We start from the raw sequence: 25,480 nt of genomic DNA on the forward strand, positions 1-25,480 counted from the left end.
CAGAACTACCGCTGCAGGATCGCCCGCTCGGCTACCGCCCAGGTCGTCGTGGTGAGCAGGTAGAGCCCGGCCGCCAGCGGGATGAACGCGGCAGTGACAAGGGTGCCGTAGGGCAGCACCCGAGTCAGCTGACCCACCAGGCCGTCGGGCTGATTCTCAGCCTTGCGCGACTGCCAGTGCGCCGAGCAGTAGGCAACCACCGCCAGCAGTACTGCGAGGCCGAGGTACACGGGGGTCGAGGTGAGCAGTGGCCAGTGCAGGCCCAGCGGTGCGCCGAAGAGGGTGCCGGTGAGCAACTGGTTCGGCTGGCCGGCAACGACGGCCGTCGAGAACAAGCTGTACAGCACCCAGAAGAAGGGCAGCTGGGCTAGCAGCGGCAGGCATCCGGCGAAGAGTGAACCCGATTCCGCCTGCAGCGCCGCCACCTCCCGATTCAGCCGCTCGGGATTGTTCTTGTGCTTGTCGGAGAGCTCTTTCAGTTGCGGGAGCAGCGCGGTACGGGATTTCGCGCCGCGAGCGGCGCGGACGCTGAGTGGCAGCAGGGCGAGACGGACGGCAACTGTGCAGAGCACGATCGCGAGAGCCGCGGAGTACGGGCCGGTGAGGGGTTCGAAGGTCTGGGCGATCCAGTGGACCAGGTGATACGCGCCGCTGACGGGCACGTCGAGGAAAGAAGGCATGACGAAGCTCCACGAGTGAGTAGGAAGGGATGACGCGAGGGGCTGCCGCAGGCAGCCGGGCGTTACCTTCCCGGTGCTCGGGGACGCGGCCGGCCGGCGGCGTCGGGATCGCGGAGCGGAAGAAATGCGGCCTTGCGGGTGGACTCACGCAGGGCGGTGGCGCGGGCGAGCAGCGGAGCAGTTGCCGGGCGGCTCGCGGCCGCACGGGAGACCAGGAGGACGGCAAACAAAGCGGCCGCCGCCGTAAGAACGGCGACGGCCAGCAGGCCGCCTGTGTAGATGTTGACAGTCGGCCCGAGGGCAGGCATCGCCGGCGTCCAGACGCCGGCGAGTGCCCTGCCCATCAGTGTCATCAGTCGAGGTAGTCCCGCAGCACCTGCGAGCGCGACGGGTGCCGCAGCTTCGACATCGTCTTCGACTCGATCTGGCGGATCCGCTCGCGGGTCACGCCGTAGACCTTGCCGATCTCGTCCAGCGTCTTCGGCTGGCCGTCGGTCAGACCGAAACGCATCGAGACGACGCCGGCCTCCCGCTCGGACAGCGTGTCCAGGACCGCGTGCAACTGCTCCTGGAGGAGGGTGAACGAGACGGCCTCGGCCGGCACGATCGCCTCGGAGTCCTCGATCAGGTCACCGAACTCGGAGTCGCCGTCCTCACCGAGCGGGGTGTGCAGGGAGATCGGCTCGCGGCCGTACTTCTGCACCTCGATGACCTTCTCCGGGGTCATGTCGAGCTCCTTGGCGAGCTCTTCCGGAGTGGGCTCGCGACCGAGGTCCTGCAGCATCTGGCGCTGCACCCGGGCCAGCTTGTTGATGACCTCGACCATGTGCACCGGGATCCGGATGGTGCGGGGCCTGGTCGGCCATCGCGCGGGTGATCGCCTGCCGGATCCACCAGGTCGCGTAGGTGGAGAACTTGTAGCCCTTGGTGTAGTCGAACTTCTCGACCGCACGGATCAGACCGAGGTTGCCCTCCTGGATCAGGTCCAGGAACAGCATGCCGCGGCCGGTGTAGCGCTTGGCGAGCGAGACGACCAGTCGCAGGTTGGCCTCGAGCAGGTGGTTCTTCGCCCGGCGGCCGTCCTCCGAGATCCACTCGTACTCGTCCTTGACCTTGTCCTTCAGCTTGGTCTCGACGTCACCGATCTGCTCCTCGGCGAACAGGCCGGCCTCGATCCGCTTCGCGAGCTCGACCTCCTGCTCGGCGTTCAGCAGCGGGACCTTGCCGATCTGCTTCAGGTAGTCCTTGACCGGGTCCGCGGTGGCCCCGGCGACCATCACCTGCTGCTCGGGCTCGTCGGTCTCGTCGGCCTCGGAGACGACGAAGCCTTCGCTCTCGCTGAGCTCCTTCTCCAGCGGCTTGACCGCCTCGGCGGAGAAGTCGGACTCGTCGACCTCGTCGAGCGCACGCGGCTTACCGGTCTTCGGGTCGACAGCGAGACCCGCCTCGGACACGGCCTTCTTCGCCGGCGCCTTCTTGGCGGCGGCCTTCTTCGCGGCGGGAATACCGTCCTCCTTGGTGGACACAGCAGCCGCGGCAGCGGCCTTCTTCACGGGGGCCTTCTTGGCGGCAGGTTCGGTTACTCTGGCGCTGGTCCTCGGGGCCGTGCTGCGGGCGGTGGCGGCCACGGCCCGGCCGGACTCGGCGGGAAGGTTCTCGGACGAGCTGGACGACACGAATTACCTCTCGTCTGACGATTACAGTCTGCAGGGTTACTGGTACAGCGGTACGACGTTGTCAGTGCTCTGGCGATGCATGATTTTGGTGGCGGCTCGCTGGTCAGGCGGCAGCAACACTCCATTGTAATCCGCGCGCCAAGCCCGGCCGCCGCGCGACCCCCCGCTACGGCGTGCCAAGAACGCCCCGTAACGCTGCCGAACCGCCTCCAGGCGAGAAATCCGTTACCGAACCGACGCCTTGCGGCGTCGGCTCCGGCCCCGTCGAACTTCAGCGTTCAACTGTTCCTGGTCTGCCGCATCGGTCGTGCCACCACACGCTTCTCGACCTTCTGCTCCTGCTTGAACTGCCGCACCTTCACCAGCGAAGCCACGTCGATCACGTCCGCGACGGACTTGTAGGCGCCGTCCTCGCCGTACGGTTCGGACGCCTCCCGCCAGCCCCGCGGCCGGACCTTCAGCTGTTTGCCGAGCAGCGCGACGAAGATCTTGGCCTTCTGCGCGCCGAACCCCGGCAGCGCGGACAGCCTGGCCAGCAGGTCGTCCCCGGATTTCACATCGGACCAGACCGCCGACGCGTTCCCGCCGTACTCCTCGTCCAGGTGCTTGGCCAGCGTCTGGATCCGGGCCGCCATCGCGGTCGGGAACCGGTGCACGGCCGGCGGACCGGCCACCACCTCGACGAAACCGTCCGGGTCGTAGCCGGCGACCGTGGACGGATCGAACGGGCCGTCCATCCGTTGCGCGATCGCGACCGGACCGGCGAACGCCCGCTCCATCGGGATCTGCTGGTCCAGCAGCATCCCGACCAGCAACGCGAAAGCGTCCCTGCTCAACATCTCGTCGGCGTCGGGCTGCTGCGCGAGGCACAGCTTCTTGCTGCGTGTCGAAGTCACCTCAGTCCTCCCCTTCCTCGGCTTTGACTGCCAGCACCGGACACGGAGCGTCGAGCAGCACCCGTTGGGCGTTGCTGCCGAGGATGAGCTTGCCGACCGGGGACCTGCGCCGCAGGCCGATCACGATGAACTCCGCATGCACCTGCTCGGCGACGGCCACCAGGTCCTCCGCCGGGTCGAGTCCACGCACCAGCTGCCGTACCTCGTACGGCACGCCGGTCGAGTCGAGCTGCTCCCGTACCTCCGTCAACGCGGCATCGCTCGCCGCGGGCCTCGTCGCTGTCGAAGCTGCGTCCGCCCCGGTGCGAGTTCACCACCACCAGCTTGGCGTCGCGTAGCTTCGCCTCCTCCGCCGCCCGCCTGAGCGCAGCGCGCCCTTCGGACTTCGGGACATACCCCACGACGATGGTCGTCATCGACTTGCCTCACCTCCGGTGTCGCCACCTGTCACGGTCGACCCGTTCCGAACGATACTGCCCTGGACCCGCTTCGGCATCTGTGGAAAAGCACCACCTGTGTCGCATCCGTGACCGTCAGGCAGTTGTGCCCGCAACACGAGCCGCGGGATGCCGACTGGTTCACCCCTCCCTACCCGCATGGTCAGCTTCTAATCCTGTTGCCGAGGGCAAGTTGGCGGAGCCTGACCTGGAACTGGTGCTGTCCTACGTTGTCTCAGGGGCTAACCGGTTCAGTCGATCGGCCATTCGTGCACCGGGGTGTTGGCGTGCATGTGATCGCGATAGCGGCGCACCATCCCCCGCAGCGCGTCGCGGCGATCGTGGGATCCCTTTGTATACAGCCGGTGGAACTCTTCTGCTTGCCAGGAAGCCCCATTCCGGTTGGTCAGGCAGCGCTGTTCGATGATGCCCAGCAGGCGATCGCGGACCGCGGCGTCGACGCCCCACGAGTCCAGACCGCTGGATGCCAACGGCAGCAGGCGTCGCAGTACGAGCTCTGTCGCGCGGGCGGTACCGACGCCCGGCCAGAACACCTCGGCGTCGATCCCCTGCCGGGCCGCCTCGTGAAAGTTCTCCTCGGCGGCGCTGAACGACATCTGCGACCAGATCGGCCGTTCGTCATCGGCCAGTGCGCGAACCAGGCCGAAGTAGAAGGCGCCGTTGGCCATCGTGTCGACCACTGTCGGGCCGGCCGGCAGCACCCGGTTCTCCACCCGCAGATGCGGCTTCTCCCGGACAACGTCGTAGACCGGGCGGTTCCAGCGGTAGATCGTCCCGTTGTGCAGGCGAAGCTCCGAAAGAGCTGGGGTGTCGCCACGATCCAGGACGGCGATCGGATCCTCCTCCGACGTCACCGGCAACAGGGCCGGGTAGTAGCGCGAGTTCTCCTCGAACAGGTCGAAGATCGAGGTGATCCAGCGTTCGCCGAACCAGACCCGGGGCCGGACGCCCTGGGTCTTCAGTTCGTGGGTGCGGGTGTCGGCCGCCTGCTCGAACAGGGCGATCCGGGTCTCCCGCATCAACTCCTTGCCGAACAGGAACGGCGAGTTGGCACCGATCGCGAGCTGCACACCGGAGATCGCCTGCGCCGCGTTCCAGTACCGCGGGAAGGCCTCCGGCGTCACCTGCAGGTGGAACTGCGTCGAGGTACAGGCGGCTTCGGGGACGATGCTGTCCGCCGTCACCTGAAGGCGTTCGATCCCGTCGATCTCGATCCGGACGTCCTCACCGCGGGCGGCGAAGATCTGGTCGTTCAGCAACGCGTACCGCGGGTTGGTGCTGAGCGCCTCGCGGCGGATGTGCTCGGTCAGCAGCGTCGGCAGGATGCCCACGACGACCATCGACGAGCCGGTCCGCGACGCCTTGTCCTCGGCCGCGTTCAGGCTGGCCCGGATGGATTTCTCCATCGTCTCCAGGCCGACGCCGTCGATCTGGCCGGGTGGAACGTTGATCTCGATGTTGAACTGGCCGAGCTCGGTCTGGAACGCGTCGTCCTCGATGGCGCTCAGCACCTCGGAGTTCTTGAACGCCGGATCGCAGTTCTCGTCGACCAGGTTCAGCTCGATCTCGATCCCGGTCATCGGCCGCTCGGCGTCGAACCGCGACTCGCGCAACATCCGGGCGAACGCGTCCAGATTGCGATGGACCTGATCGCGGAACGCGGTCCGATCCGCCCGGGTGAATTCGACCCTGTCGACTTCCTCGCCCATCTGCGCCTCCCCTGTCGGTTACTGCGCCTCCCGGTACCTGGCCTCAGTCTGCCCGAACCGCGGCCGGGATGTGACCTGTGTCGCGTCGCGGTTCACCCACTGGTACTCCGGTCCGGCCGGCCGCGATCGCTCAGAGCGGTTCGCCGGTCGGCGAGAGGGGGAAGACGATGAAGTCGTCGCGGACGATCCGTCGTGGGGTCTCGCCGGCCTCTTCCAACGCGGCGGCGAGTTCGGTGAGCGCCTCGGGGGCGAGCTGCAGTCGATGTTCGCCGGGATGCCGGTCGGATCCGAACTCGAAGTCCAGTCCCGGCTGAGCGGTCATCTCGATGTGCGTGCCGAGCACCAGCTCGACCGGATTGCCCGCGGCAACGAAGGCGGCGAGCCGCGCGATGCTGTCGCGGTACGCGGGCCAGTCGAAGACATAGAGCCGACCGGGATAGAGCGAGTCCCCCGTCAGCAGCAACTGTGTCGAACGGTCGTAGAACGCCAGGTGGGACGCGTGATGCCCGGGGATCGGTACTACGTCGAGCACGCGATCGCCGAGGTCGAACTCGACCACCTGGTCCGGCCACGACGTGATACCGAAGTACGAGGCGACCTCCTCGGCCGACTTGCCGACCAGGTAAGTCCGCTTTCCGTTCTTCTCTTGTTCTGTTCTGAACTGGTCGTCTCCACCGACGTGGTCGCCGTGGCCGTGCGTGTGCGCGACCACCAACTCCAGGTCGCGGCCGTCCAGCAACTCGTCGACCACCTTGCGAAGGTCCGCGTCGCCGGTGCCGGTGTCGAGCAGGAGAGCGCGTTCCGAGCCGAGCAGCAGGTAGATGAACGGGCCCTCGAAGGTGGTCCGCAGTGCCTGCCTGATGATCGCCGTGCGTTCGTCGTACCAGTGGACCTGGTGCTCGGCGCTGTCGGCGATCGTGCCGTCGTCCCACTTCGGCGGAAAGTTGGTCATGCCGGAGATCCTGGCACGCGGACATGTCACCGGGCTGAGGCCGGCGGCGGTGCGGGAATTGTCGGTGCCGCCGGGGAGACTTGGCTGGTGCGTACCGATCCGTCCATCCTGCATGTCGACCTCGACGCGTTCTTCGCGGCGGTCGAGCAGCGGGACAAGCCCTCGCTGCGCGGCAAGGCCGTCGTGGTCGGCGGGATCGGCCTGCGCGGCGTGGTCTCCACAGCGTCGTACGAGGCCCGCAAGTACGGCGTGCGGTCGGCGATGTCGACGGCGGAGGCTCGCTCGCGCTGTCCGCACGCGGCGTATCTCGGGCCGCGGTTCGACGTGTACCGGGAGGCCAGCCAGGCGGTGATGGCACAGATGCGAGCCTTGTCGCCGCTGGTCGAGCCGCTGTCGCTGGACGAGGCGTTCGTGGACCTGAGCGCTTCCGGCCTCAGTGGGCTCACCGTCGAGGACGTCGCTGCCATCGCGAACGATCTGAAAGCGGCGATCAAGGAGGCCAGCGGCGGTCTGACCGCTTCGGTCGGCGCCGGTACGTCGAAGCTGATCGCGAAGATCGCGAGTGATCTCGACAAACCGGATGGTGTCGTCGTGGTGCCGGCCGGGACCGAGGCGGAGTTCCTCGCGCCGATGCAGGTGACGGTGATTCCGGGCGTCGGTCCCGCGACCGCGCAGCGGCTCAGCATGGCCGGGGTGCGGACGGTGGCCGATCTCCAGCAACTGGGCCAGGACGAGCTGATCCGCCAGGTCGGGACGGCCCACGGCAGCAGCCTGCATCGGCTCGCGGTCGCGGCCGACGACCGGCCTGTGGTCAGCGACCGGGAGACCAAGTCGGTCAGCGTCGAGGACACCTTCGAGACCGACATCCTCGACCGGTCGTTGCTGACGGCAATCGGTGACCGGATGGCACACCGGGTCTCCGAGCGGCTGCAGAAGGCACAGTTGTCGGGCCGCACGGTGACGGTGAAGACCCGGATGCACGACTTCACCACGCACACCCGCTCGTCCACGCTGGCCGGGCCGACCGACGATCCCCGGGTGATCGCCCGGGTCGCGCGACGGCTGCTGGACGACAGCGACGTCTCCGGCGGGATCCGGCTGCTCGGCGTCGGGGTCTCGTCACTGGCGGACTGGATCCAGGACGACCTGTTCACCGAGAGCGAGGCCGAAGAGGTTCCGCTCGAGCTCGTCGATCTGCCGGAGCGTCCACGTGAGCGACTGGCCGGTTACTACCCCGGCCAGGACGTCGTGCACACGTCGTACGGCGAGGGCTGGGTCTGGGGCTCGGGCCGCGGCCTCGTCACCGTTCGCTTCGAGACCGCGTCGACGCCGGCCGGACCCGTTCGCACCTTCGCAATCGACGACCCGGCACTCAGTCGGCTGGAGCGAACAATCCCGGCGGAGCCGGAGCCGGACGAGCCGGTGGTGCAGGAGCCGGCGCTGTCGGCGTTGGAGGAGTCAGGCGCGGAGGCGGACTGACAGGCAGGTGACGCAGCCTTCGAGCTTCTCGAACTCACTGATGTCGACGATAACCGGGTGATAGCCGAGCGAGCGGAAGAGGTCGGCGGACTTCGGCGCCGAGGCCGCCATCAGCAAGCGGTTCTCCCCCAGCAGTACGACGTGCGAGCCGGCCTCCTCAGGTACGGCGAGGTACGTCGCGAACGCGGCCGGGTCGTCGACGAGCGGCTCGTACCCGATCACGGTCCCGTCCGGCAGTGCGGTCACCGCCGACTTCAGATGCAGCACTTTGTGTACCGGTACTGCGATGACCTCGGCGCCCAATGGCTGCAGGAAGCCACGCAGTTGGTCGATCCCCTCCTGGTTCGTCCGACCGCCGAGCCCGACGTACACGGTCGAACCGATCTTCAGCACGTCACCGCCGTCGAGCGTGCCGGGCTCGGTGATCCGCGCGACCCGGTAACCCTGGGCAGTGACAGAGACTTCCGCCTCCGCTGCTTCGGGGCGACGCTCGTCCGCGCCGGCTCTGGCGATCACCGCGAGATCGCCGAAGACGACCATCGTGTCCTCGACGAAGACGCCGTCCGGACAGTCGTCGATAGCGGGCACCTCGACGCACTCCCAGCCGACGGCGACCAGCGCGTCGACGTACTCCTGCCATTGCCTTACCGCGAGATCGAGGTCGACCGGGACCCGGTCGATATGCGTGATCAGCCCTTCGGCGAGGCGCGGGCTGGGACGGCGGACAAGCGCGCGAGTGGTTGCCATGGGCGCACAATAGCCGCCCTCTGTCGTGCATACAGTCTCGGATTCGGGGTACCGAGCCGAAACAGGCCAAACAGTAGAGGACGTGGAATGGCGAAGATTCTGCAGCAGACCGGTGGCGACGTGGTCGAGGTGATCCTTGCCGATCATCGCTGGTTCGAGGAGGCGTTGCGCGAGCTTCGCGACGTCGGGAGCGACCGCGACGCTGTGCTGGCCGACCTCGCTACGGTGCTGATCGCCCACGCGGAGGCTGAGGAGTCGAAGGTCTACCCGAAGCTGCGGGCAAAGGACGCGATCGACCAGGACGAGGTCGAGCACTCCGAGCACGAGCACGATGAGGGCAACGAAGCGCTGCTCGCGCTGATGGAGGTGAAGGACAGCAGTTCGGAGGAGTTCGGCGAGAAGACGCACGAGCTGTCCGAAGCGCTGTCGCACCACCTCGACGAAGAGGAACGCGATGTCCTCAACCCGGCCCCGGACCGATGTCGACGAAGACGTCCGGCTGGAGCTCGGCGCCGACTTCGCCGCCGAGCGCGGCCGGCTGATCGAGGCGGACTGCGGCGCGATAGAGAACGTCCGCAAACTGGTGGAAGCAGCCAAGAAGAAGAACTGATCGGTACGTCGCACGCCGGGTCGCCAGTACTCCTGCGGCCTTGCGCGCGGGTCAGTCGCCAGAATCGGCGTGAGTGCGGCTGATCCGCGTCCACGGACGCAGGAGCAAGACCTTCGCCCGGACAGTGTCCGGGCCGGCAGCGAGTGGCGACCTCAGAGTGGGATGACGAGTCCCTCTTCCGCCGCGATGACCTCGCCGGTGAAGACCTGCTGTGCTTCGGCGACGGAGAGAGCGCGATCTGAGCCGGGCCAGAAGTGGGTCAGCAACAGACGATCTGCGCCTGCGGCACCGGTAGTGGCTTCGGTCGCGGTCATCACATACCGCGGGGTCGTCGTCGGCGACTCCCCTTGCAGGGTTGCGTCCGAGATGTACAGGTCGGCACCGTCAGCCAGTTTGCTGAGCTCGGCGGAGGGACCGCTGTCTCCGGTGTAGGCGATCGTGAGACCGGGTGCTGTCAGCCGCACGCCGCGGTTGGTCACGTAGTGCGGCAAGAGCACGCTCTCCAACTGGAACGGGCCGATCTCCTTGGCTGTGGCGAGATCGTGCACGTCGAACACTGTCGCGGGATCGGGACGCGGCTCGAGCGCCCGTAGTACGTCGAGAACGCCGGGAGGGCAGTAGAGGGGAATCCGCTCCGCGTCGGGTGCCAGGTAGTAGCGGACCCGGGCGAGGGCGCTCACGTCGACGCAGTGATCCGGATGCTGGTGTGTGACCACGATCGCGTCGACTTCACCTTCCGGGCAGTACTTCAGCAACTGCGGCAGAGCGGCGTACCCGAGATCAAGGACCACCTTGAATCCGTCGTACTCGAGCAGGAACCCGGCGCACGCGCGCCCCGGCTCCGGCCACGCACCGCAGGAGCCGAGGACGGTCAGCGATCTCATCGGGTGCCGAAGGCCTCGTCGGTGGAGACGATCTCCTTGCCCAGCGGGAGCAGCGAGATCGGGATCAGCTTGAAGTTGGCGATGCCTAGCGGGATGCCGATCACAGTGACGCACAGCGCGATCCCGCTGACCAGGTGGCCGAGCGCGAGCCACCAGCCGGCCACGACCACCCAGATCACGTTGCCGATCACCGAACCGGCACCGGCTCCGCGCCGGTCGACCATCGTCCGGCCGAACGGCCAGAGCGCGAACCCGGCGATCCGGAAGGACGCGATGCCGAACGGGATGGTGATGATCAGGATGCAGCAGATGATGCCGGCGGCGACGTAGCCGAGCGCCAGCCAGAAGCCGGCGAGCACCAGCCAGATCAGATTCAGAATCGTCCTCATACCTGCCAGCCTGCCACCCGCCGGGTGTGTTCGAGCGTCAACCGCGCCACCAGTCCGGGATCGTTCCGGGGTAACCAGTGGCCGCCCCTGATCACCTGCACGCTGAGGTTCGGGGCCCAGCGCGCGATATCGGTCTGCAACGGCGTCGTCACGAACGCGTCTCCGTCCGGCGAAACAGCCAGCACCGGTACGTCGGTCCAACGCTGCTCAGGACGAAGAAGGTGCGGGATCACGTTCGCGCGGTACAGGTTGAGGCCGTTGACGAAGTCCGGCAGGGAGCGCTCTCCGACAGCCGCCGGCGTTCCGCCGGCGCCGGCTTCGAGGCGGCCGAAGATCCGGTGGGCCCAGCCTTTGCGCCAGCCGCGTTCGGGAATCCAGGGCAGGTGGAAATAGAAGATGTACCAGGAATGCAGGAGTTGCCGTACGAGTTCGGCCGGACGCCGCCTGGCCCGTAGGAAGTAGCCGGCGTGATCCAGTGACGGCCCGGAGATCGACACGTAGGAAGCGATCCGGCCGCGCAGTCGCTCGCTCGTCACGAACTGCCAGGACTGGATCGAGCCCCAGTCGTGCGCGAGCAACTGCACCGGCTGGTCCGGCGATACCGCGTCCAGGACCGCGGTGAAATCCTCCTCGAGCCGCTCCAGCTTGTACGCCGCTCGCTCGCGAGGGTGATCCGACTCCCCCGCGCCACGTACGTCGTACGTGATCACGCGGAAGTGATCCCCAAGTCGTCGCGCAACGGGCTCCCACAAGCTGGCGTTGTCCGGGTAACCGTGGACGCAGATCAGCACGGGGGCAGACGGATCGCCGTATTCGTACACGGCGATCCTGGTGCCGTCGGCCGACGTCACCCGCACCTGGTCAGTACTCCTCGGTGGAGATGATCCGGAAGGTGATCCCGGCTCGCATGAGGCGGTCACGCAACGCCGGACCCATCGCGGCAGCGGTCGTCGTCTGGCCCGACGTCTGCGGAAGATCGTCGAGCGCCAGTGAGAGAGCGCATTCGCCGAGCATCTTGGCGGTCTCGTCGTAGCCGGGGTCGCCGCCGGCGACCTCGGTGGTCACCCGCTTGCCACCGCCGGAGCCGACGAAGCGTGCCTTGAACCACGACTTCGCACGCTGCTCGGGGCTCGGTCCGTCGCCGGCCTTGAACCTGCTCAGCAAGGCGTTCCGGGCCGGCGGGATCTGGGCGGCCGCCACCAGCAGGCCGAGTCCGGCGATGCTGCCCGCAACTACCGGCAACCGCTTCACCGCTGCGTAATGCGAGTAGCGGAAATCGGGGCCGTAGCTGTCGAGCAGGCTCGCGGAGTAGGCGACGATCTGCGGGTCGACAGTCGGCAGCGGCACGGCCCAGAACCCTTGTGCACGGTGGATCTTGCCGGTGGCGAGCTTGGCCGAACGACCTTGCGGACGTGGCTGCGCCTTGCGCCGGGCGCGGTGCGCGTCAAGGTTCTGCTTGCCGCGGGAGAACGCGGTGATCGCCGTGTGGAAGGTGCCGCTCGAAGGCTTGCCACCGGCGCGGAGCAGACCGTCGACCTGGATCGGGACTCGCTGCGGCAATTGCTCGACGGTGAACTGGACGCCCAGGTCGTACGGGATCGAGTCGAAGCCGCAGCAGTGGATGATCCGGGCGCCGGTCTCGACCGCCTTCGCGTGATGCGCGACGTACATCCTGTCGACGAACTCGGACTCGCCGGTCAGGTCGAGGTAGTCCGTGCCGGCTTCAGCGCAGGCGGCGACCAGCGGCTCGCCGTACCGGACATATGGGCCGACTGTGGTGACGACGATGCGGGTGGACTCAGCGAGCGCTCTCAGCGTTTCCGGGGCACCGACGTCCGCGATCACCAGGTCCACCTCGACGCCGAGCTTCTCGCGGACCGCGTCGAGCTTCGCCTTGTTCCGCCCGGCCAGGGCCCATTTCAGCTCGGCCGGTGCGTTCTTCGCGAGGTACGCGGCCGTGAGCTCGCCGGTGAAGCCGGTCGCGCCCAGGAGCACGACGTCGTACTGGCGGGCCTCGGTCATCGGCGGGTGGCCTTTTCCGAGTCGGCACGGCCGCCGGCGCCGGATGCCCGCGAGGACTCGGCGGCGCCACGGGCCTCGATGTCGGCGAGTGCCGCGCGGTCGGCCTTCGGCACATTGAAGCGTGCGCCAAGCTCGACCAGGTGCGGGATCAGCGCCCGGAAGATCTTCATCGGACCGATCCAGCCAGGCACGTGGACGACGCGCGAGCGCTTCTTGATGCCCTGGGTGAACTTGTCGACCGCGAAGTCCAGCGGGTACACCCGGCTGGCCAGCGGGATACCGGTCCGGACCCGGCCGAAGACCGGGTGCTCGTCGACGCCGCGGACCATGTCGGTGTCGACGAAGGTCATGTGCGCGACGCCGACGTCCACGCCGAGGTGCTTCAGCTCGGCCCGCAGGGTGTTGCCCATCGCCTCGACGCCCGCCTTCGCGACGTTGTACGACGCGAGGCCGGGGATGTGCACGACGGCAGCGAGGGACGAGACGAGCAGCAGGTAGCCCTTGCTCTCGAGGAGATGCGGAAGAGTGAGGTGGACGGTCCGCCAGACGCCGTACAGGTCGACGTCGAGAACGCGCTCCCAGACGGCCGGGTCCATGCTCCGGCTGAAGCCGGGGGCGGCGATACCGGCGTTCGCGACGACGACGTCGATCCGGCCGTACCGCTCGGCGATCGCCTCGACCGCGGTTCGCAGCGTCTCCAGGTCAGTGACATCGGCCTCCCACCAGCCGGCGTCGGGACCGCAGTCCTCGGCGACCTGCTTCAGCTCGTCGGGTTCGAGCCCGACCAGGGCCAGCGTCGCGCCCTCGCTCGCCAGTTTCCGGGCCACGGCCGCGCCGATACCTCTGGACGCGCCTGTAATGAGTACGACCTTGCCCGCCATCGTCGACCTCCGACTGTTGAGTGGATACTCAACAGTAAGTGCTTATTGAGCCTTTACTCAATAGACTGGCCAGATGACCCAGACCACGCCAGTCTCCGGAGCGGCGGCCGCAGAAAACCCGGCCACAGACCCGACGGCCACTGGACCGCTGTCCCCAGGAAACGGCGGAGAGCGCTCCCCGCGACTGCGGCCGGAAGAGCGCCGGACCCAGATCCTGGAAGCGGCGCGACGCGTTCTGGAGGCGGATCCGCACCGCGAGCTGTCGGTCGAGCTGGTCGCGGCCGAGGCCCAGGTCTCCCCCGCGCTGTTGTTCCACTACTTCGGCTCGAAGAAGAAGTTCCAGTACGCCGTGATCGAGGAAGCCGCCGCCGAGGTGATGCTCCGGACCGCGCCGGATCTGTCCCTGCCGCCGGAGGAGCAGCTCCGCAGCGGCATCAGGGCCTTCGTCCGAGCCGTCCTCGAGGCGCCCCAGCTTTACCGGGCGACTCTGCTGATGTCGGCGGCCGGCGACCCCGCAGTACGGGCGCTGCACACCGAACTGCGTCAGGTCTTCAGCCAGTGGGTCATCGACGCGGTCGCCGCCTCCGGAATCGAGGTGACTCCAGCTGTAGAACTCGCCTGCCACGGCTGGCAGGGCTACGTGGAACAAACCCTCCTCAGCTGGATCGACAACCCCACCGTCTCCCCCGAGACCCTCGAACACCTCTGCGAGCGCTCCCTCGCCGCCCTACTGACCACGGTCTGACCCACACCCTCTTACGTCCGAAGAAGTGGAGTACCCGTCCCTCCGGTGACGTCCCTCCGGTTCTTCGGACGCAAGCAGTTCCTGCGGATGGGCCAGGTTCGCGTCGCCGGGCACGCCATTTACGGGACCTTGGACACCAACTCGGGCCCTCGGACATGAAATACCTTGTCCGAGGGCCCGAGTTGGTGTCCGGGGCCCCGGCGAAGAGTCCGGGATTGGCCGCTCGGACCCCCTCGTCGAGGTGGCCAATGGCCGTCCACCTTTCGACGCCGTACAGGGAGGTGGCCAATGGCCGTCCACCTTTCGACGCCGTACGGGTAGGACGCCAGCCGCCTAGACCGGGTCGGCCGTCGGATCTTCGCCCGGTACCGCGGAAATAGCCCGTCAGTGGCCGAAGAACCCGCCAGCGGGCGGCACGGGGCAGCCTTCGTCGAGTGGGCCAAGGGGTGTTTGCCGCGTAACGCCTGACAGACCGGCCACACGGGGCCCCACCAACCCGGGATCGCGTACCGGGAGCCGATTTCGGGGCGGTCCGTATCTCCAGCCAGGCAGTGGTCCCGAGACGGCCGCCCAACCGGGGCGGGATCGGTGGGGATCAGGCGGGGATGAGCGTGCGCGACCAGGTCGCTGGGCCGAGGAGGGACTACCACTGCCTGGCTGGAGATACGGGCCACCCCAAATCGGCCAGGAGTCGTCCTCGCCGAGCCGATCGGCTCGGCCGGAACTCGCCCCCCGCCGAGCCGATCGGGGCCGGGAGCCACCTTGGACGAGCCCCGAAGGCGAAGTGGCTGGCCTTCGCGCCGGGCATCGGCGGCTACCTGGCGCTGCGCGGCGCCCCGGCGAAGGCGAAGTGGCTGGCCTTCGCGCCGGGCATCGGCGGCTACCTGGCGCTGCGCGGCGCCCCGGCGAAGGCGAAGTGGCTGGCCTTCGCGCCGGGCATCGGCGGCTACCTGGCGCTGCGGGGCGTGCGGGTGGTGGTGGACCGTTAGGGTTCTCGGGTGCTGAAGGTTGCGACGGTCAATGTGAATGGGATTCGGGCTGCTTATCGGCGTGGGATGGCGGCCTGGTTGGAGGAGACTGATCCGGAACTGTTGCTGATGCAGGAGGTTCGCGCGACCGACGAAGTACTGCGCGATCTCCTCGGCGGGGACTGGCACATCGCGCATGCCGAGCCGGTGATCGAGGGCAGCAAGGGCCGTGCGGGGGTCGCGATCGCGAGCCGTCGGCCGATCAAGCTGGAGACCGTCGGCATCGGGCCGGAGCGGTTCGCCGGCTGCGGCCGGTGGGTCGAGGCCGAGATCGGGCTGGACGACGGGAGCACGCTCTCCGCGATCAGTACCTATGTGTTCACGGGTGAGTTCGAGACCCCGCCGCGGCAGGCCGAGAAGTACGCGTTCCTCGACGCGATCACCGACCGGCTGACCGAGCTGACGGCCGACGGGCGGCACGTACTGATGTGCGGCGACCTGAACATCGCCCACCGCGAGGTCGACCTGAAGGCGTGGAAGGCTAACCGGAAGAAGAGCGGATTCCTGCCGGAGGAACGGGCCTGGATGGATTCCCTGTTCGAGTCCGGCTGGGTCGATCTCGGCCGCCGGTTCGGTGGCGAGGGACCGGGCCCGTACTCGTGGTGGTCATGGCGCGGCAAGGCCTTCGACAACGACGCCGGCTGGCGGATCGACTACCAGATCGCCTCAACCGAGCTGGCCGCGAGTGCCACCGATTGTGTGATTCACCGCGCCCCGACGTACGCCGAACGCTGGAGCGACCACGCACCTGTCGTGGCGACCTATGCAATCTGAGTGAGCGCTCCCCGGTGAAGCTGTAATGTCGCTCGCATGTCCGAGCTGAACCCGCCGGTCGCGGCGAAGAAACCCATCGAACGCACCCATCACGGAGACGTCTTCGTCGACGACTACGAGTGGCTGCGGGACAAGACCGACGACGAGGTGCTCGGTTACCTGCGCGCCGAGAACTCCTACACCGAGGCACGCACCGCGCACCTGGAATCGTTGCGCGAGGCAATCTTCACCGAGATCTCCGACCGCACCCTGCAGACCGACCTGAGCGTCCCGGCCCGGCGCGCCGGGTACTGGTACTACACCCGCACGCTGGAAGGGAAGCAGTACGCGATCAGCTGCCGGGTGAAGGTGGACGGCGACGAGCCGCCGGCGACCGACGGCGAGATCCCCGGCGAGGAGATCATGCTCGACGGGAACGAGGTCGCGGGCGATTCGGAGTTCTTCTCGCTCGGCACTGTCGACGTCTCCCCCGACGGCCGGCTGCTCGCCTACTCGACCGACCTGACCGGCGACGAGCGCTTCACCCTGCGGATCAAGAACCTGGACACCGGCGAGCTGCTGCCCGACGAGCTTCCCGCCGTGCACTACGGCTCGGCCTGGTCGGCCGACGGCTCGACCATCTTCTACACGAAGGTCGACGACGCGTGGCGCCCGCACCAGATCTGGCGGCACACGCTCGGCGTGACCGACGACGTGCTGGTGATGGAGGAGCCGGACGAGCGGTTCTGGGTCGGCGTCGACCTGACCCGCAACGAGCAGGCGATCATGATCAGCCTCGGCAGCAAGCTCACCAGCGAGGTCTGGCTGCTCGACGCGAACGACCCGACCGGCGAGCTGGTCGTGGTGGCACCGCGGCGTGAGGGCGTCGAGTACGACGTGGAGCACGCGGGCGATCAACTGCTGATCACGCACAACGCCGACGCGGCCAACTTCTCCCTCGCGAGCGCGCCGCTGGACTCCCCCGGCGACTGGACGACGCTGATCGAGGGCGACGAGTCGAGCCGGTTGCTCGGCGTCGACGCGTTCGCCGATCACGTGATCCTGTACCGCCGCCGGGACGCGCTCACCGAACTCGCGATCATGCGCCGCGAAGGGTCCGCCTTCGGCGCTCCTGAGGCGCTCACCTTCGAGGAGCCGATCTACACGGTCTCCCCCGGCCGCAACGACGAGTGGCACGACACCCGGTACCGGTTCAGCTACACGTCCCTCGTCACGCCCTCCACGACGTACGACGTGGACGTGGTGACCGGAGAGCGCCGACTGCTCAAGCAGCAGCCCGTGCTCGGTGGGGTCGATCTGAGCGACTACACGCAATACAGGGAATGGGCCACGGCACCGGACGGCACCCAGGTGCCTATCTCGATCGTGGCGCGCAAGGACGTCGCGAAGGACGGGAACGCACCGGTCGAGCTGTACGGCTACGGCTCGTACGAGGCGTCGATGGACCCGTGGTTCTCGATCTCCCGGCTGTCGCTGCTCGACCGGGGCATGGTGTTCGCGATCGCGCACATCCGTGGCGGCGGCGAGATGGGCCGGCACTGGTACGACAACGGCAAGACGCTGACCAAGCGGAACACCTTCACCGACTACATCGCGTGCGCCGAGCACCTGGTCAAGGAAGGCTGGACCAGGCCGGAGCGGATCGTCGCCCAGGGGGGCAGCGCGGGCGGTCTGCTGATGGGCGCGGTCGCGAACCTGGCGCCGCAGGCCTTCGGCGGGGTGATCGCCGTCGTGCCGTTCGTGGACGCGCTGACGACGATCCTGGACCCCTCGCTGCCGTTGACGGTGATCGAGTGGGAGGAGTGGGGCAACCCGCTGGAGGACGCCGAGGTCTACCAGTACATGAAGTCCTACTCGCCGTACGAGAACGTGACGGCCCAGCAGTACCCGCCGATCCTGGCGATCACGAGCCTGAACGACACCCGCGTCTTCTACGTCGAGCCGGCCAAGTGGGTGGCCAAGCTGCGGTCGACGGCCGCCGGCAAGGTCGATGTGCTGCTGAAGACCGAGATGGAGGCCGGGCACGGCGGCCGCAGCGGCCGGTACGACGCCTGGCGTGAACTCGCCTTCGCGTTCGCCTGGGAACTGGACGTACTCGGTCTGGCCTGACCGATCGAACCACCGAAGAGCCCCCAGAGGTATTCACTTCTCGGGGCTCTTCGCATTGTTTTCGCGGGAAGACCACGGGTACTGGATGCGTTGGTGACACGGTGAGGCTCTGAAGCTGTGTGTGCTGCAACACATTTCGGCGGCCGGATCGTTGACGGAACACCGGTTGCCGGGTGTCAACCAGATCAGAGGTCCCGGCGTCCTAGGGGCGGAAATCCAGTAGAAGAAGCCGATTTTGGGCGGCTGGTGACAACAATGCGCAGAATCTGTCCGCTCGTGGGTTCCAGGCTGAGTTGCGACTGCTGAACGGTGCCGGGAAATCTCAGGGAACGTTCAGGCTGTTTACACACTCATCGTGGAATCTTGAACCTCACTCGAGCGTTGCTCTCCATGTAACGACGAAGGGAGTTTCGGTGGCTCGCATGGCTCGTGTCCGGTCAACGGACGACGGTATCGACGGCAAGGACAGCGTCGGTCTCTACCTCGAAGAGATCGCTCGCACGCCTTTGCTGACCGCTGAAGAAGAAGTCGAGCTCGCTGAGACGGTCGAGGCAGGTCTCCTCGCGGAGCAACTGCTGGCCGAGGGGCGGGTTGGACGCAAGAAGGGCGGAGCGCCCAAATATGCGACGGAGGAAGAGCTGGAGTGGCTGGCCGAAGAGGGGCAGCGCGCGCAGCAGCGGTTCGTGACCGCGAACCTCCGGCTGGTGGTCTCGATCGCCCGCCGCTACGGACGGTCCCAGATGCCACTCCTGGACCTGGTCCAGGAAGGCAACACGGGCCTGATCCGCGCGGTGGAGAAGTTCGACTACCGCAAGGGTTTCAAGTTCTCGACGTACGCGACCTGGTGGGTGCGGCAGGCGATCACCCGCGGTATCGCGCAGCAGGCCCGGGTGGTCCGGCTGCCGGTGCACGTGGTGGAGCAGCTGAACCAGATCGGGTCGGCCCGGCGCACGCTGGAGCGCAAGCTCGGGCGCGAGCCGGAGCTCGACGAGATCGCGGCGGAGCTGGACCTGGACGTGGAGCGGGTCACCGACCTGATCCGGATCGGCCGGGACCACATCAGCCTGGACAACCCGATCGACGACGAGGGTGAGACCTCGCTGGGCGACCTGATCGCGGCGGAGACCGCACCGGGTCCGGACCAGCTGGTGGCCGACGCCTCGGACCGGTCCGGACTGTTCAGCCTGGTCGATCAGCTCGACCCGCGGTCGGCGGACGTCATCAGGCGCCGGTACGGCCTGCACGACGGGCGGCAGGCGAAGCTGGCCGACATCGGCGCGGTGCACGGCATCTCGGCCGAGCGGGTGCGGCAGATCGAGCGAGAGGCCCTCGGCCGCTTGCGCCGGATGGCCGACCCGACCCTGGCCGCCTAGACCCGAGCCACTGGGCGCCAGCCAACTGAACTGCCACCCCCCAGGGCCCCCGAGCCGCCTTCGCGGCCGGGGGTCCGCTCGTACCCACCGCGTTGCGTCCGAAGGGGCGAGGGTCCTGCCCCACGCCCCTTCGGACGTAAGCAACTGGGTGGCCGGCTGGGCTCAAGCGGAGGCTCGACTCCAGCTGTCGATGAGGGTGGGGAGCTCCGAGAGACGCTGGATGGTGGCGTCGGGGACGCCCTCCGTGTGGCCGATCTGGTTGGTGGGGATCGCGCTGTGCGGGATGTGGGCGGCCCGCATCCCGACGTTCTGGGCGCCCCAGACGTCGTCGAACAGCCGGTCGCCGACGAACAGACAGCGCGCCGGCTCGCTCACCCCGACAGCCCGCATCGCCGCCAGGAATGCCTCCGGGTGCGGCTTCGTCCACGGCACCTCACTGGTGTAGACGGCACCGTCGATCAAGTCCAGGACGCCGTCGCGCGCGAAGATCTCCTCGTGCCGCTGCCGGGACCAGATCGTGTTCGACAGCACTCCGACCTTGAGGCCGCGCTCGCGCAGCTCGGTCAGGGTCTCGATCGCGTCCGGCTCCAGCTCGGTGTGGGGCTGCCACTGACGCTCGTACTCCGCCAGCGCGGGCCGGAGTCATCGAGACCTCCGCCAGCAGGCAGACCTCTTCCAGGGTGCTGCTGACATGCTCGTCGCGCGACCGCAGCCAGGCGGACCCTTCGGCCGCGACCAGCCGCTTCGCCAGCTCGTCGGCCCGCGCCTCGTCGATCAGGGTCGCGACAGATCGCCATACGGCGTACAGGTCGATGTCGTGCCAGGTCGCCAGCGTGCCGCCCCAGTCGAACAGGACGGCCTCGATCGATTCACTCTTCACGTTCGTCACGGCGCACAGGTTGCCAGACGGCGCCGACAATCTCCTCCGATTATTGGCTGACGGTCGCGATCTGGCGGCGCCTGGCCAGCCAGAGCACGGCGAGCGCGTAGAAGATCAGGCATGGGATGTCGCTCACCAGCAGCGTCCACGGAGCACCGCCCTGGTTCGACCAGCCGTCGAGCTGACCCATTGCCGCAGGCAACAAAAAGGCGAACAGGTTGTTCATCGTGTGCAGGGCGATGCCGGCTTCGAGTCCACCGGTACGGATCGTCAGCCAGCCCGCCGTCATCGCGAACAGGAAGATGTCAGCCATCGCCCAACCCGTGTAGCCGTGCGCGGCGACGAATGCCGCGCTGCTGATCACCAGTGCCGGCCAGGGCGAGCGCAGGATGCGCTTCACGACGCTGTCGCCGCCCGGACCGTACGAGCCGACTGCCTGGACGAGCCAGCCGCGGAAGACGAACTCCTCCGCCGCGGACTGGAACGGGACCAGCAAGAGGATCAGCACGGCCGGAAGGATGAAGGCGCTCAGCCCTACCCAGGAGCCGGAGTCGGACGTGGCTGGGTCGGCGTTCGGGAAGATGGCGTCGGTCGCCAGGCCGAGCCCGTACGACAGGGCGAGGTAGCCGATCGCGGGGAGGCAGCAGAGCGCGAGCCAGCGCAGGCGCAGCCTGTTCAGCACAGAGGCGACGCTGAAGGCCGGGCGGCGCTGGACGACCCACGCCACCAGCAGGACGCCCGGGGTGAGGATGCCGAGCATCACCAGCTGGGCCGAGAGGTCCTCGGTCGAGTTCGGGAACAGCGTGTTGCCCTCGGGCAGCTTGAAGTCACCCGCGACAAGCGTGTGCACGATCATCCAGAGGATGTAGACGGCGATCGTCAGGGCGAAGGCGATCGCCACCAGCAACGCACTACCGGTGAGCGGCCGCCACCACTTGTACTTCGAGTTGCGCGCCAACCGGTGGAACGGCTCCCCAGCCGGCGCCGCCACGATCCGAGGCTCTCGCACGCCGTACTGCAACTGCCCGTACGGCGGTTGCCCGTACTGCGGCGGTTGCCCGTACTGCGGCCAGGGCTGCGGACCGGGTTGCTGGTACCCGGGAGGTTGCTGGGGATAGCCCGCGGGCGGTTGCTGCGGATAGCCGGCCGGAGGCTGCCCGGCTGGAGGGGCGCCCCAGGGTGGTGGCTGTTCAGGTGACCAGAAGCCCGGTCCCTGCTCCCCCGGCGGGGGCTGGTTGGGCGGGGGTGGCGGGCCCTGGTGCGAATCCATGGCGTGACTCTATGAGATCGGGCCAAGCGACCTGTGGACAACGCCCTGCACCGATTGCCGTTCTGCTGGCATGCTTCCGTCATGTCCGCTCAGCCGCTGCCTCGTTCCGTACGGGTCGGCTATGCCCTGGGCTCCGTCGCCACCGGCTCGTTCGGCACGGTGCCCGGCCTGTTGCTGCTTCCTTATCTGACCGACACTCTCGGCATCGCGGCCGCGGTGGCCGGCGCGATCGTATTGTTGCCCAAGGCCCTCGATGTCGTGCTCAATCCGATCGCGGGCCGGATCAGCGACCGTTATCAGTCACCACTCGGTCCCCGCCGCCCGTTCCTGCTCCGCGGCGGTCTGTCACTCGCGGTCTGCTTCGCCGTGCTCTTCGCAGTGCCGGATCTCGACTCGCAGCTGTTCGACGCCGGCTGGGTGTTGTTGGCGTTCCTGGGCTGCGCGACGGCGTACGCGTTCTTCCAGGTGCCGTACGTCGCGATGCCGGCCGAGATCACCGACGACTACGGCGAGCGGACCAACCTGATGTCCTGGCGGGTGGCTGTGCTGACCGTCGCGATCCTGATCAGCGGCGGCAGCTCCCCCGCGATCCGCGACGCCATCGGCGGCCGCGAGGGCTACCGCGTGATGGGCCTGGTGGTCGCACTCTTGCTCGCGATCGGGACAGTCGGCGCGTACTACGGCACGCGGCGGGCGCCGATTGGTCGGCCCGGCGAAGCGACCGGGACCCTTCGCGAACAGCTCCGGGTCGTCGCGCAGGCAGCCGACTTCCGCTGGCTGCTGTTCACCCTGATGCTGCAAGCGCTCGCGATCGGTTCGATGCTGGCCGGGATCGACTACCTGGCCCGCTATGTCCTTCGAGATCCCGGCGCGGCTTCGATCCTCTTCGTCTGCGTGGTCGGCCCGGCGTTGGTGGTCAGCCCACTCTGGCTTGCCGTCGGCAACCGCTTCGGCAAGAAGAAGGGCTTTCTCGCGGCTTCGGCCGTGCTCGGTCTCGGTGCACTCGCGCTGTTGCCGGCCCAGCACGTCCCGACCTGGTGTGTGTACGTCGCGACGGGTGTGGTCGGTGTCGGGTTCACGGGCGTGCAGGTCTTTCCGCTGGCGATGCTGCCGGATGTCGTGGCGGTCGATGCGGCCCGGAGCGGAAACCGCCGCGCCGGCGTCTTCACCGGGATCTGGACCGCCGGCGAGACCCTCGGGCTCGCGTTGGGGCCGGGTCTGTATGCGTTGGTGCTGGCAGCGGGCGGTTATGTCTCGTCGACCGGGCGGGACGCCGTCCAACCGGACTCGGCCGTCACCGCGATCGTCGTCGGCATCTCGGTACTGCCGGTGGTGCTGACCGCGGCCAGCTTCTTCACCTTGCAGCGGTACAAGTTGACAGCCGACGAAGTACTGGAGGCGCGATGAGTGACGTCCTGGCCCGGTTGCGGGCTCTGCAGGAAGGCGACCTGCCCACCCACGGCGGCAGCACGCTCGCCTATGTGTACGACTCGGGTCTTTCGGAGGCGGACGAGATCGGGCGACAGGCATTGGCCCTGTACGGCGCCACGAACGGACTCGATCCGACGGTGTTCCCGAGTCTGCGGACGCTCGAGAACGACCTGGTCGGCTGGGCCGCGCGCTTGCTGCAAGGTGGATCGAGCGCCGTCGGCACGGTGACCTCGGGCGGGACCGAGTCGGTGCTGCTCGCAGTACAGACTGCGCGGGACGCTGCCCGAGACTTGGATCCGCCGAACACGAGATCGGCGCAACCCAGCATGGTGTTGCCGTCGACGGCTCACGCGGCCTTCTTCAAGGCGGCACACTACTTCGGCGTACGGCCGGTGGTGGTCGACGTCGATCCGGTGACCTTCAAAGCGCGACCCGACGAGCTCGCCGCAGCTTGTGACAACAGCACCGTGCTGGTGGTGGCAAGCGCACCGTCGTACGCGCATGGCGTGGTGGACCCGGTGCCGGAGATCGCCGCACTGGCGGCCGAGCGGGGTATCCGGTGCCACGTGGACGCGTGTATCGGCGGCTGGGTGCTGCCGTATCTGCGGGCCGATGGCGTCGAGGTGGCCGACTTCGACTTCGCAGTACCGGGAGTGACGAGCATTTCGGTGGACCTGCACAAGTACGCGTACACGCCGAAGGGCGCTTCGATCCTGTTGCATCGGTCGGCCGAGTTGCGGCGGCCGCAGTTCTTCGCGCACGCGGACTGGCCTGGGTACACGATGCTCAACTCGACCACCCAGTCGACGAAGTCCGGTGCGCCGCTCGCGGCCGCGTGGGCTGTCGTCCAGCACATCGGAGACGACGGTTATCAGCGGCTGGCACGGACCGCGTACGACGCCGCGGTGCGGTTGGCGGGGCTAGCTGCTGAGGTGGATGGGCTGACCGTGCTCGCGCCGCCGGCGACCACGCTGGTGGCGTTGCACAGCGATGATCGGGGGGATGTGTTCACGATCGCTGATGAGATGGCCGCGCTGGGTTGGTTCGTTCAGCCACAGTTGAGCTTCAAGGATCAGCCGCCCTCGCTGCACCTGACAGTGAGCGCCGCGACCGCGGGCCGGATCGACGAACTGATCGCGGCGCTGCGGACCGCAGTACGGAAAGCACAGGATGCCGGACCCGTGCAGGTCGCTCCCGAGCTGGCGGCAGCGGCCGGTGGACTGGACCCGGCGACATTGGACGATGCCGCGTTCGACGGGTTGCTGGCCTTGGCCGGGCTCGGCGACGGGGGTGCACTGCCTGATCGGATGGCGCCGGTGAACGCGCTGCTGAACGTCGCCCCACCGCGGCTTCGGGAGGCGTTGCTGGTCGCGTTCCTCGATCGCTTGATGCGACCCACCTGAGCCGTCGTCGGAATGCTGTTGCATGCTGACGCGAGTGTGTCCGCTGGTGGCTCCGCCCTGCTTGTGAATCCGTGAAGGAGAATTGCCGATGGTGACCGATCCGACCGCTGGTCCGGCCGCGTCGACGCGCGCCTTGCCGCAGTCCGTTCTGATGCCACTCACCGGGGCAGCGATCTTCCTCGTGATCCGGATCGAGCCGGGCGGCGAGGAGACCACCCGGGCGCTGCTCGAGCGGATCGCCGGGCTGACCCGGGGCATCGGGTTCCGGGTGCCGGACGGTTCGCTGTCGTGCGTGACAAGTATCGGGTCGGACGTTTGGGACCGGCTGTTCGACAGCCCCCGGCCGGCCGGGCTGCACCCGTTCGTGGAGTTGAACGGCGGCAAGCACCGGGCTGTGTCGACGCCAGGCGATCTGCTGTTCCACATCCGGGCCGCCTCACTCGATCTCTGCTTCGAGCTCGCCCAGCAGGTGATGAAGGAGCTCGACGGCGCCGCGACGGTGATCGACGAGGTGCACGGGTTCAAGTACTTCGAGATGCGCGACCTGCTCGGCTTCGTCGACGGAACCGAGAACCCGGTCGGCGCAGAGGCCCATGAGGCGGTGCTGATCGGGGCGGAAGATCCGGAGTACGCCGGTGGCAGCTACGTGATCGTGCAGAAGTACCTGCACGATATGAAGGCCTGGAACGCGCTGACGGTCGAGCAGCAGGAGCGCGTCATCGGCCGGACCAAGCTCGAGGACATCGAGCTGACCGACGACGAGAAGCCCTCCAACTCGCACATCGCCCTGAACGTGATCGAGGACGAGGACGGCAACGAGCAGCAGATCCTGCGCGACAACATGCCGTTCGGCACTATCGGCAGCCAGGAGTTCGGCACCTATTTCATCGGCTACGCCAAGGACCCCGGGGTCACCGAGCTGATGCTGCGCCGGATGTTCCTGGGCGAGCCCGAGGGCAACTACGACCGCATCCTCGACTTCTCCACCGCCACCACCGGCACCCTGTTCTTCACTCCGACCGCAGACTTCCTCGACGACCTGCCACCGGCTCCCTGAGGGCGCCGGGGAAATGTCGGTGCCTTG

24 protein-coding genes and 1 pseudogene are annotated in these 25,480 nt (G+C 67.8%); 10 read left to right on the top strand and 15 right to left on the bottom strand.

The features are described from left to right. Positions 1–5: 5 nt before the first annotated feature. The 7 genes and pseudogenes from F1D05_RS04820 to F1D05_RS04850 form a co-directional block, all read right to left on the bottom strand. The gene (locus F1D05_RS04820; RefSeq protein WP_185446193.1) at positions 6–680 is read right to left on the bottom strand and encodes a YidC/Oxa1 family membrane protein insertase; all 675 of its coding nucleotides are present in this window, start codon (positions 678–680) and stop codon (positions 6–8) included. Between the two features lie 62 nt (positions 681–742). Next, positions 743–1,033 carry a DUF6412 domain-containing protein gene (locus F1D05_RS04825; RefSeq protein ID WP_185446194.1) on the bottom strand — a complete coding sequence of 97 codons (291 nt, stop codon included), beginning with the start codon at positions 1,031–1,033 and terminating at the stop codon, positions 743–745. Then, positions 1,033–2,356: pseudogene (locus F1D05_RS04830) on the bottom strand (RNA polymerase sigma factor). The gene F1D05_RS04825 and the pseudogene F1D05_RS04830 overlap by 1 nt, the downstream one beginning before the upstream one ends. Before the next feature lie 278 nt (positions 2,357–2,634). After that, entirely contained in the window at positions 2,635–3,252 is a 618-nt protein-coding gene (locus tag F1D05_RS04835) for an HhH-GPD-type base excision DNA repair protein (RefSeq protein ID WP_185446195.1), read from the bottom strand. Between the two features lies 1 nt (position 3,253). After that, complete coding sequence (locus F1D05_RS42475) at positions 3,254–3,502, bottom strand: universal stress protein (RefSeq protein ID WP_343066571.1); 249 nt, start codon at positions 3,500–3,502, stop codon at positions 3,254–3,256. Positions 3,503–3,940: 438 nt separating this feature from the next. After that, the gene (locus F1D05_RS04845) at positions 3,941–5,419 is read right to left on the bottom strand and encodes a glutamate--cysteine ligase (protein ID WP_185446196.1); all 1,479 of its coding nucleotides are present in this window, start codon (positions 5,417–5,419) and stop codon (positions 3,941–3,943) included. A 130-nt stretch (positions 5,420–5,549) separates the two neighbouring features. Beyond that, positions 5,550–6,371 (bottom strand): MBL fold metallo-hydrolase, encoded by an 822-nt coding sequence (locus tag F1D05_RS04850; RefSeq protein ID WP_185446197.1) that lies wholly within the window; start codon positions 6,369–6,371, stop codon positions 5,550–5,552. Positions 6,372–6,458: 87 nt separating this feature from the next. Between F1D05_RS04850 and F1D05_RS04855 the strand changes: the two genes are divergently transcribed. Next, entirely contained in the window at positions 6,459–7,850 is a 1,392-nt protein-coding gene (locus F1D05_RS04855; RefSeq protein WP_246486433.1) for a DNA polymerase IV, read from the top strand. Here F1D05_RS04855 and ddaH read toward each other — a convergent pair. After that, positions 7,830–8,597: a dimethylargininase gene (ddaH, locus tag F1D05_RS04860; RefSeq protein WP_185446198.1), complete on the bottom strand. Its 768-nt coding sequence runs from the start codon at positions 8,595–8,597 to the stop codon at positions 7,830–7,832. The two genes, F1D05_RS04855 and ddaH, sit on opposite strands and share 21 nt — an antisense overlap. Positions 8,598–8,684: 87 nt before the next feature. Between ddaH and F1D05_RS04865 the strand changes: the two genes are divergently transcribed. Then, positions 8,685–9,290: a hemerythrin domain-containing protein gene (locus tag F1D05_RS04865; RefSeq protein ID WP_246486434.1), complete on the top strand. Its 606-nt coding sequence runs from the start codon at positions 8,685–8,687 to the stop codon at positions 9,288–9,290. Positions 9,291–9,359: 69 nt separating this feature from the next. Here F1D05_RS04865 and F1D05_RS04870 read toward each other — a convergent pair whose 3' ends face one another. Genes F1D05_RS04870 through F1D05_RS04890 form a run of 5 tightly spaced genes read right to left on the bottom strand, consistent with a single transcriptional unit; the run spans position 9,360 to position 13,383 of the window. Further along, entirely contained in the window at positions 9,360–10,091 is a 732-nt protein-coding gene (locus F1D05_RS04870) for an MBL fold metallo-hydrolase (protein ID WP_185446199.1), read from the bottom strand. Next, the gene (locus F1D05_RS04875) at positions 10,088–10,480 is read right to left on the bottom strand and encodes a YccF domain-containing protein (protein WP_185446200.1); all 393 of its coding nucleotides are present in this window, start codon (positions 10,478–10,480) and stop codon (positions 10,088–10,090) included. Before F1D05_RS04875 ends, F1D05_RS04870 begins: the two co-directional genes overlap by 4 nt. Continuing rightward, positions 10,477–11,337 (bottom strand): alpha/beta fold hydrolase, encoded by an 861-nt coding sequence (locus tag F1D05_RS04880; protein WP_185446201.1) that lies wholly within the window; start codon positions 11,335–11,337, stop codon positions 10,477–10,479. The genes F1D05_RS04875 and F1D05_RS04880 overlap by 4 nt, the downstream gene beginning before the upstream one ends. Before the next feature lie 4 nt (positions 11,338–11,341). Further along, complete coding sequence (locus tag F1D05_RS04885) at positions 11,342–12,502, bottom strand: saccharopine dehydrogenase family protein (protein WP_185446202.1); 1,161 nt, start codon at positions 12,500–12,502, stop codon at positions 11,342–11,344. Continuing rightward, complete coding sequence (locus tag F1D05_RS04890) at positions 12,499–13,383, bottom strand: SDR family oxidoreductase (protein WP_185446203.1); 885 nt, start codon at positions 13,381–13,383, stop codon at positions 12,499–12,501. Before F1D05_RS04890 ends, F1D05_RS04885 begins: the two co-directional genes overlap by 4 nt. Before the next feature lie 73 nt (positions 13,384–13,456). Here F1D05_RS04890 and F1D05_RS04895 point away from each other — a divergent pair, with 73 nt between their 5' ends. The 5 genes from F1D05_RS04895 to F1D05_RS04915 all read left to right on the top strand — a co-directional run bounded on the left by F1D05_RS04895 (position 13,457) and on the right by F1D05_RS04915 (position 19,412). Next, on the top strand, positions 13,457–14,128 hold the full coding sequence (locus tag F1D05_RS04895) for a TetR/AcrR family transcriptional regulator (protein WP_185446204.1): 672 nt from the start codon (positions 13,457–13,459) through the stop codon (positions 14,126–14,128). Between the two features lie 605 nt (positions 14,129–14,733). Next, complete coding sequence (locus F1D05_RS04900) at positions 14,734–15,117, top strand: hypothetical protein (protein WP_185446205.1); 384 nt, start codon at positions 14,734–14,736, stop codon at positions 15,115–15,117. 9 nt (positions 15,118–15,126) lie between these two features. After that, complete coding sequence (gene xth, locus F1D05_RS04905) at positions 15,127–15,930, top strand: exodeoxyribonuclease III (RefSeq protein ID WP_185446206.1); 804 nt, start codon at positions 15,127–15,129, stop codon at positions 15,928–15,930. A 36-nt stretch (positions 15,931–15,966) separates the two neighbouring features. Then, positions 15,967–18,039: a S9 family peptidase gene (locus F1D05_RS04910; RefSeq protein ID WP_185446207.1), complete on the top strand. Its 2,073-nt coding sequence runs from the start codon at positions 15,967–15,969 to the stop codon at positions 18,037–18,039. Positions 18,040–18,452: 413 nt separating this feature from the next. Further along, positions 18,453–19,412 carry a sigma-70 family RNA polymerase sigma factor gene (locus F1D05_RS04915; RefSeq protein ID WP_185446208.1) on the top strand — a complete coding sequence of 320 codons (960 nt, stop codon included), beginning with the start codon at positions 18,453–18,455 and terminating at the stop codon, positions 19,410–19,412. A 162-nt stretch (positions 19,413–19,574) separates the two neighbouring features. Here the strand turns inward: F1D05_RS04915 and F1D05_RS39755 are convergent, their stop codons facing one another. Together F1D05_RS39755 and F1D05_RS04925 are read right to left on the bottom strand one after the other, a co-directional pair. Next, entirely contained in the window at positions 19,575–20,042 is a 468-nt protein-coding gene (locus F1D05_RS39755) for an HAD family hydrolase (RefSeq protein ID WP_343066623.1), read from the bottom strand. A gap of 299 nt (positions 20,043–20,341) precedes the next feature. Beyond that, positions 20,342–21,562 (bottom strand): CPBP family intramembrane glutamic endopeptidase, encoded by a 1,221-nt coding sequence (locus tag F1D05_RS04925; protein WP_185446209.1) that lies wholly within the window; start codon positions 21,560–21,562, stop codon positions 20,342–20,344. An 81-nt stretch (positions 21,563–21,643) separates the two neighbouring features. Between F1D05_RS04925 and F1D05_RS04930 the strand changes: the two genes are divergently transcribed. The 3 genes from F1D05_RS04930 (at position 21,644) to F1D05_RS04940 (ending at position 25,453) form a co-directional block, all read left to right on the top strand. Next, positions 21,644–22,969 (top strand): MFS transporter, encoded by a 1,326-nt coding sequence (locus tag F1D05_RS04930; RefSeq protein WP_185446210.1) that lies wholly within the window; start codon positions 21,644–21,646, stop codon positions 22,967–22,969. Beyond that, complete coding sequence (locus F1D05_RS04935; RefSeq protein ID WP_185446211.1) at positions 22,966–24,396, top strand: pyridoxal phosphate-dependent decarboxylase family protein; 1,431 nt, start codon at positions 22,966–22,968, stop codon at positions 24,394–24,396. Before F1D05_RS04930 ends, F1D05_RS04935 begins: the two co-directional genes overlap by 4 nt. A gap of 88 nt (positions 24,397–24,484) precedes the next feature. Next, positions 24,485–25,453, top strand: a complete 969-nt coding sequence (locus F1D05_RS04940) for a Dyp-type peroxidase (RefSeq protein WP_185446212.1) — start codon at positions 24,485–24,487, stop codon at positions 25,451–25,453. Positions 25,454–25,480 lie beyond the last annotated feature (27 nt).

Origin of the sequence: Kribbella qitaiheensis (assembly GCF_014217565.1) — a bacterium.
Classification (GTDB): Bacteria; Actinomycetota; Actinomycetes; order Propionibacteriales; family Kribbellaceae; genus Kribbella; species Kribbella qitaiheensis_A.

Coding starts and splice junctions, on each gene's coding strand:
- F1D05_RS04820 (WP_185446193.1), bottom strand. CDS start 680: ATGCCTTCTTTCCTCGACGTGCCCGTCAGCGGCGCGTATCACCTGGTC.
- F1D05_RS04825 (WP_185446194.1), bottom strand. CDS start 1,033: ATGACACTGATGGGCAGGGCACTCGCCGGCGTCTGGACGCCGGCGATG.
- F1D05_RS04845 (WP_185446196.1), bottom strand. CDS start 5,419: ATGGGCGAGGAAGTCGACAGGGTCGAATTCACCCGGGCGGATCGGACC.
- F1D05_RS04850 (WP_185446197.1), bottom strand. CDS start 6,371: ATGACCAACTTTCCGCCGAAGTGGGACGACGGCACGATCGCCGACAGC.
- ddaH (WP_185446198.1), bottom strand. CDS start 8,597: ATGGCAACCACTCGCGCGCTTGTCCGCCGTCCCAGCCCGCGCCTCGCC.
- F1D05_RS04865 (WP_246486434.1), top strand. CDS start 8,685: ATGGCGAAGATTCTGCAGCAGACCGGTGGCGACGTGGTCGAGGTGATC.
- F1D05_RS04870 (WP_185446199.1), bottom strand. CDS start 10,091: ATGAGATCGCTGACCGTCCTCGGCTCCTGCGGTGCGTGGCCGGAGCCG.
- F1D05_RS04875 (WP_185446200.1), bottom strand. CDS start 10,480: ATGAGGACGATTCTGAATCTGATCTGGCTGGTGCTCGCCGGCTTCTGG.
- F1D05_RS04885 (WP_185446202.1), bottom strand. CDS start 12,502: ATGACCGAGGCCCGCCAGTACGACGTCGTGCTCCTGGGCGCGACCGGC.
- F1D05_RS04890 (WP_185446203.1), bottom strand. CDS start 13,383: ATGGCGGGCAAGGTCGTACTCATTACAGGCGCGTCCAGAGGTATCGGC.
- F1D05_RS04895 (WP_185446204.1), top strand. CDS start 13,457: ATGACCCAGACCACGCCAGTCTCCGGAGCGGCGGCCGCAGAAAACCCG.
- F1D05_RS04900 (WP_185446205.1), top strand. CDS start 14,734: ATGAGCGTGCGCGACCAGGTCGCTGGGCCGAGGAGGGACTACCACTGC.
- F1D05_RS04910 (WP_185446207.1), top strand. CDS start 15,967: ATGTCCGAGCTGAACCCGCCGGTCGCGGCGAAGAAACCCATCGAACGC.
- F1D05_RS04925 (WP_185446209.1), bottom strand. CDS start 21,562: ATGGATTCGCACCAGGGCCCGCCACCCCCGCCCAACCAGCCCCCGCCG.
- F1D05_RS04930 (WP_185446210.1), top strand. CDS start 21,644: ATGTCCGCTCAGCCGCTGCCTCGTTCCGTACGGGTCGGCTATGCCCTG.
- F1D05_RS04935 (WP_185446211.1), top strand. CDS start 22,966: ATGAGTGACGTCCTGGCCCGGTTGCGGGCTCTGCAGGAAGGCGACCTG.
- F1D05_RS04940 (WP_185446212.1), top strand. CDS start 24,485: ATGGTGACCGATCCGACCGCTGGTCCGGCCGCGTCGACGCGCGCCTTG.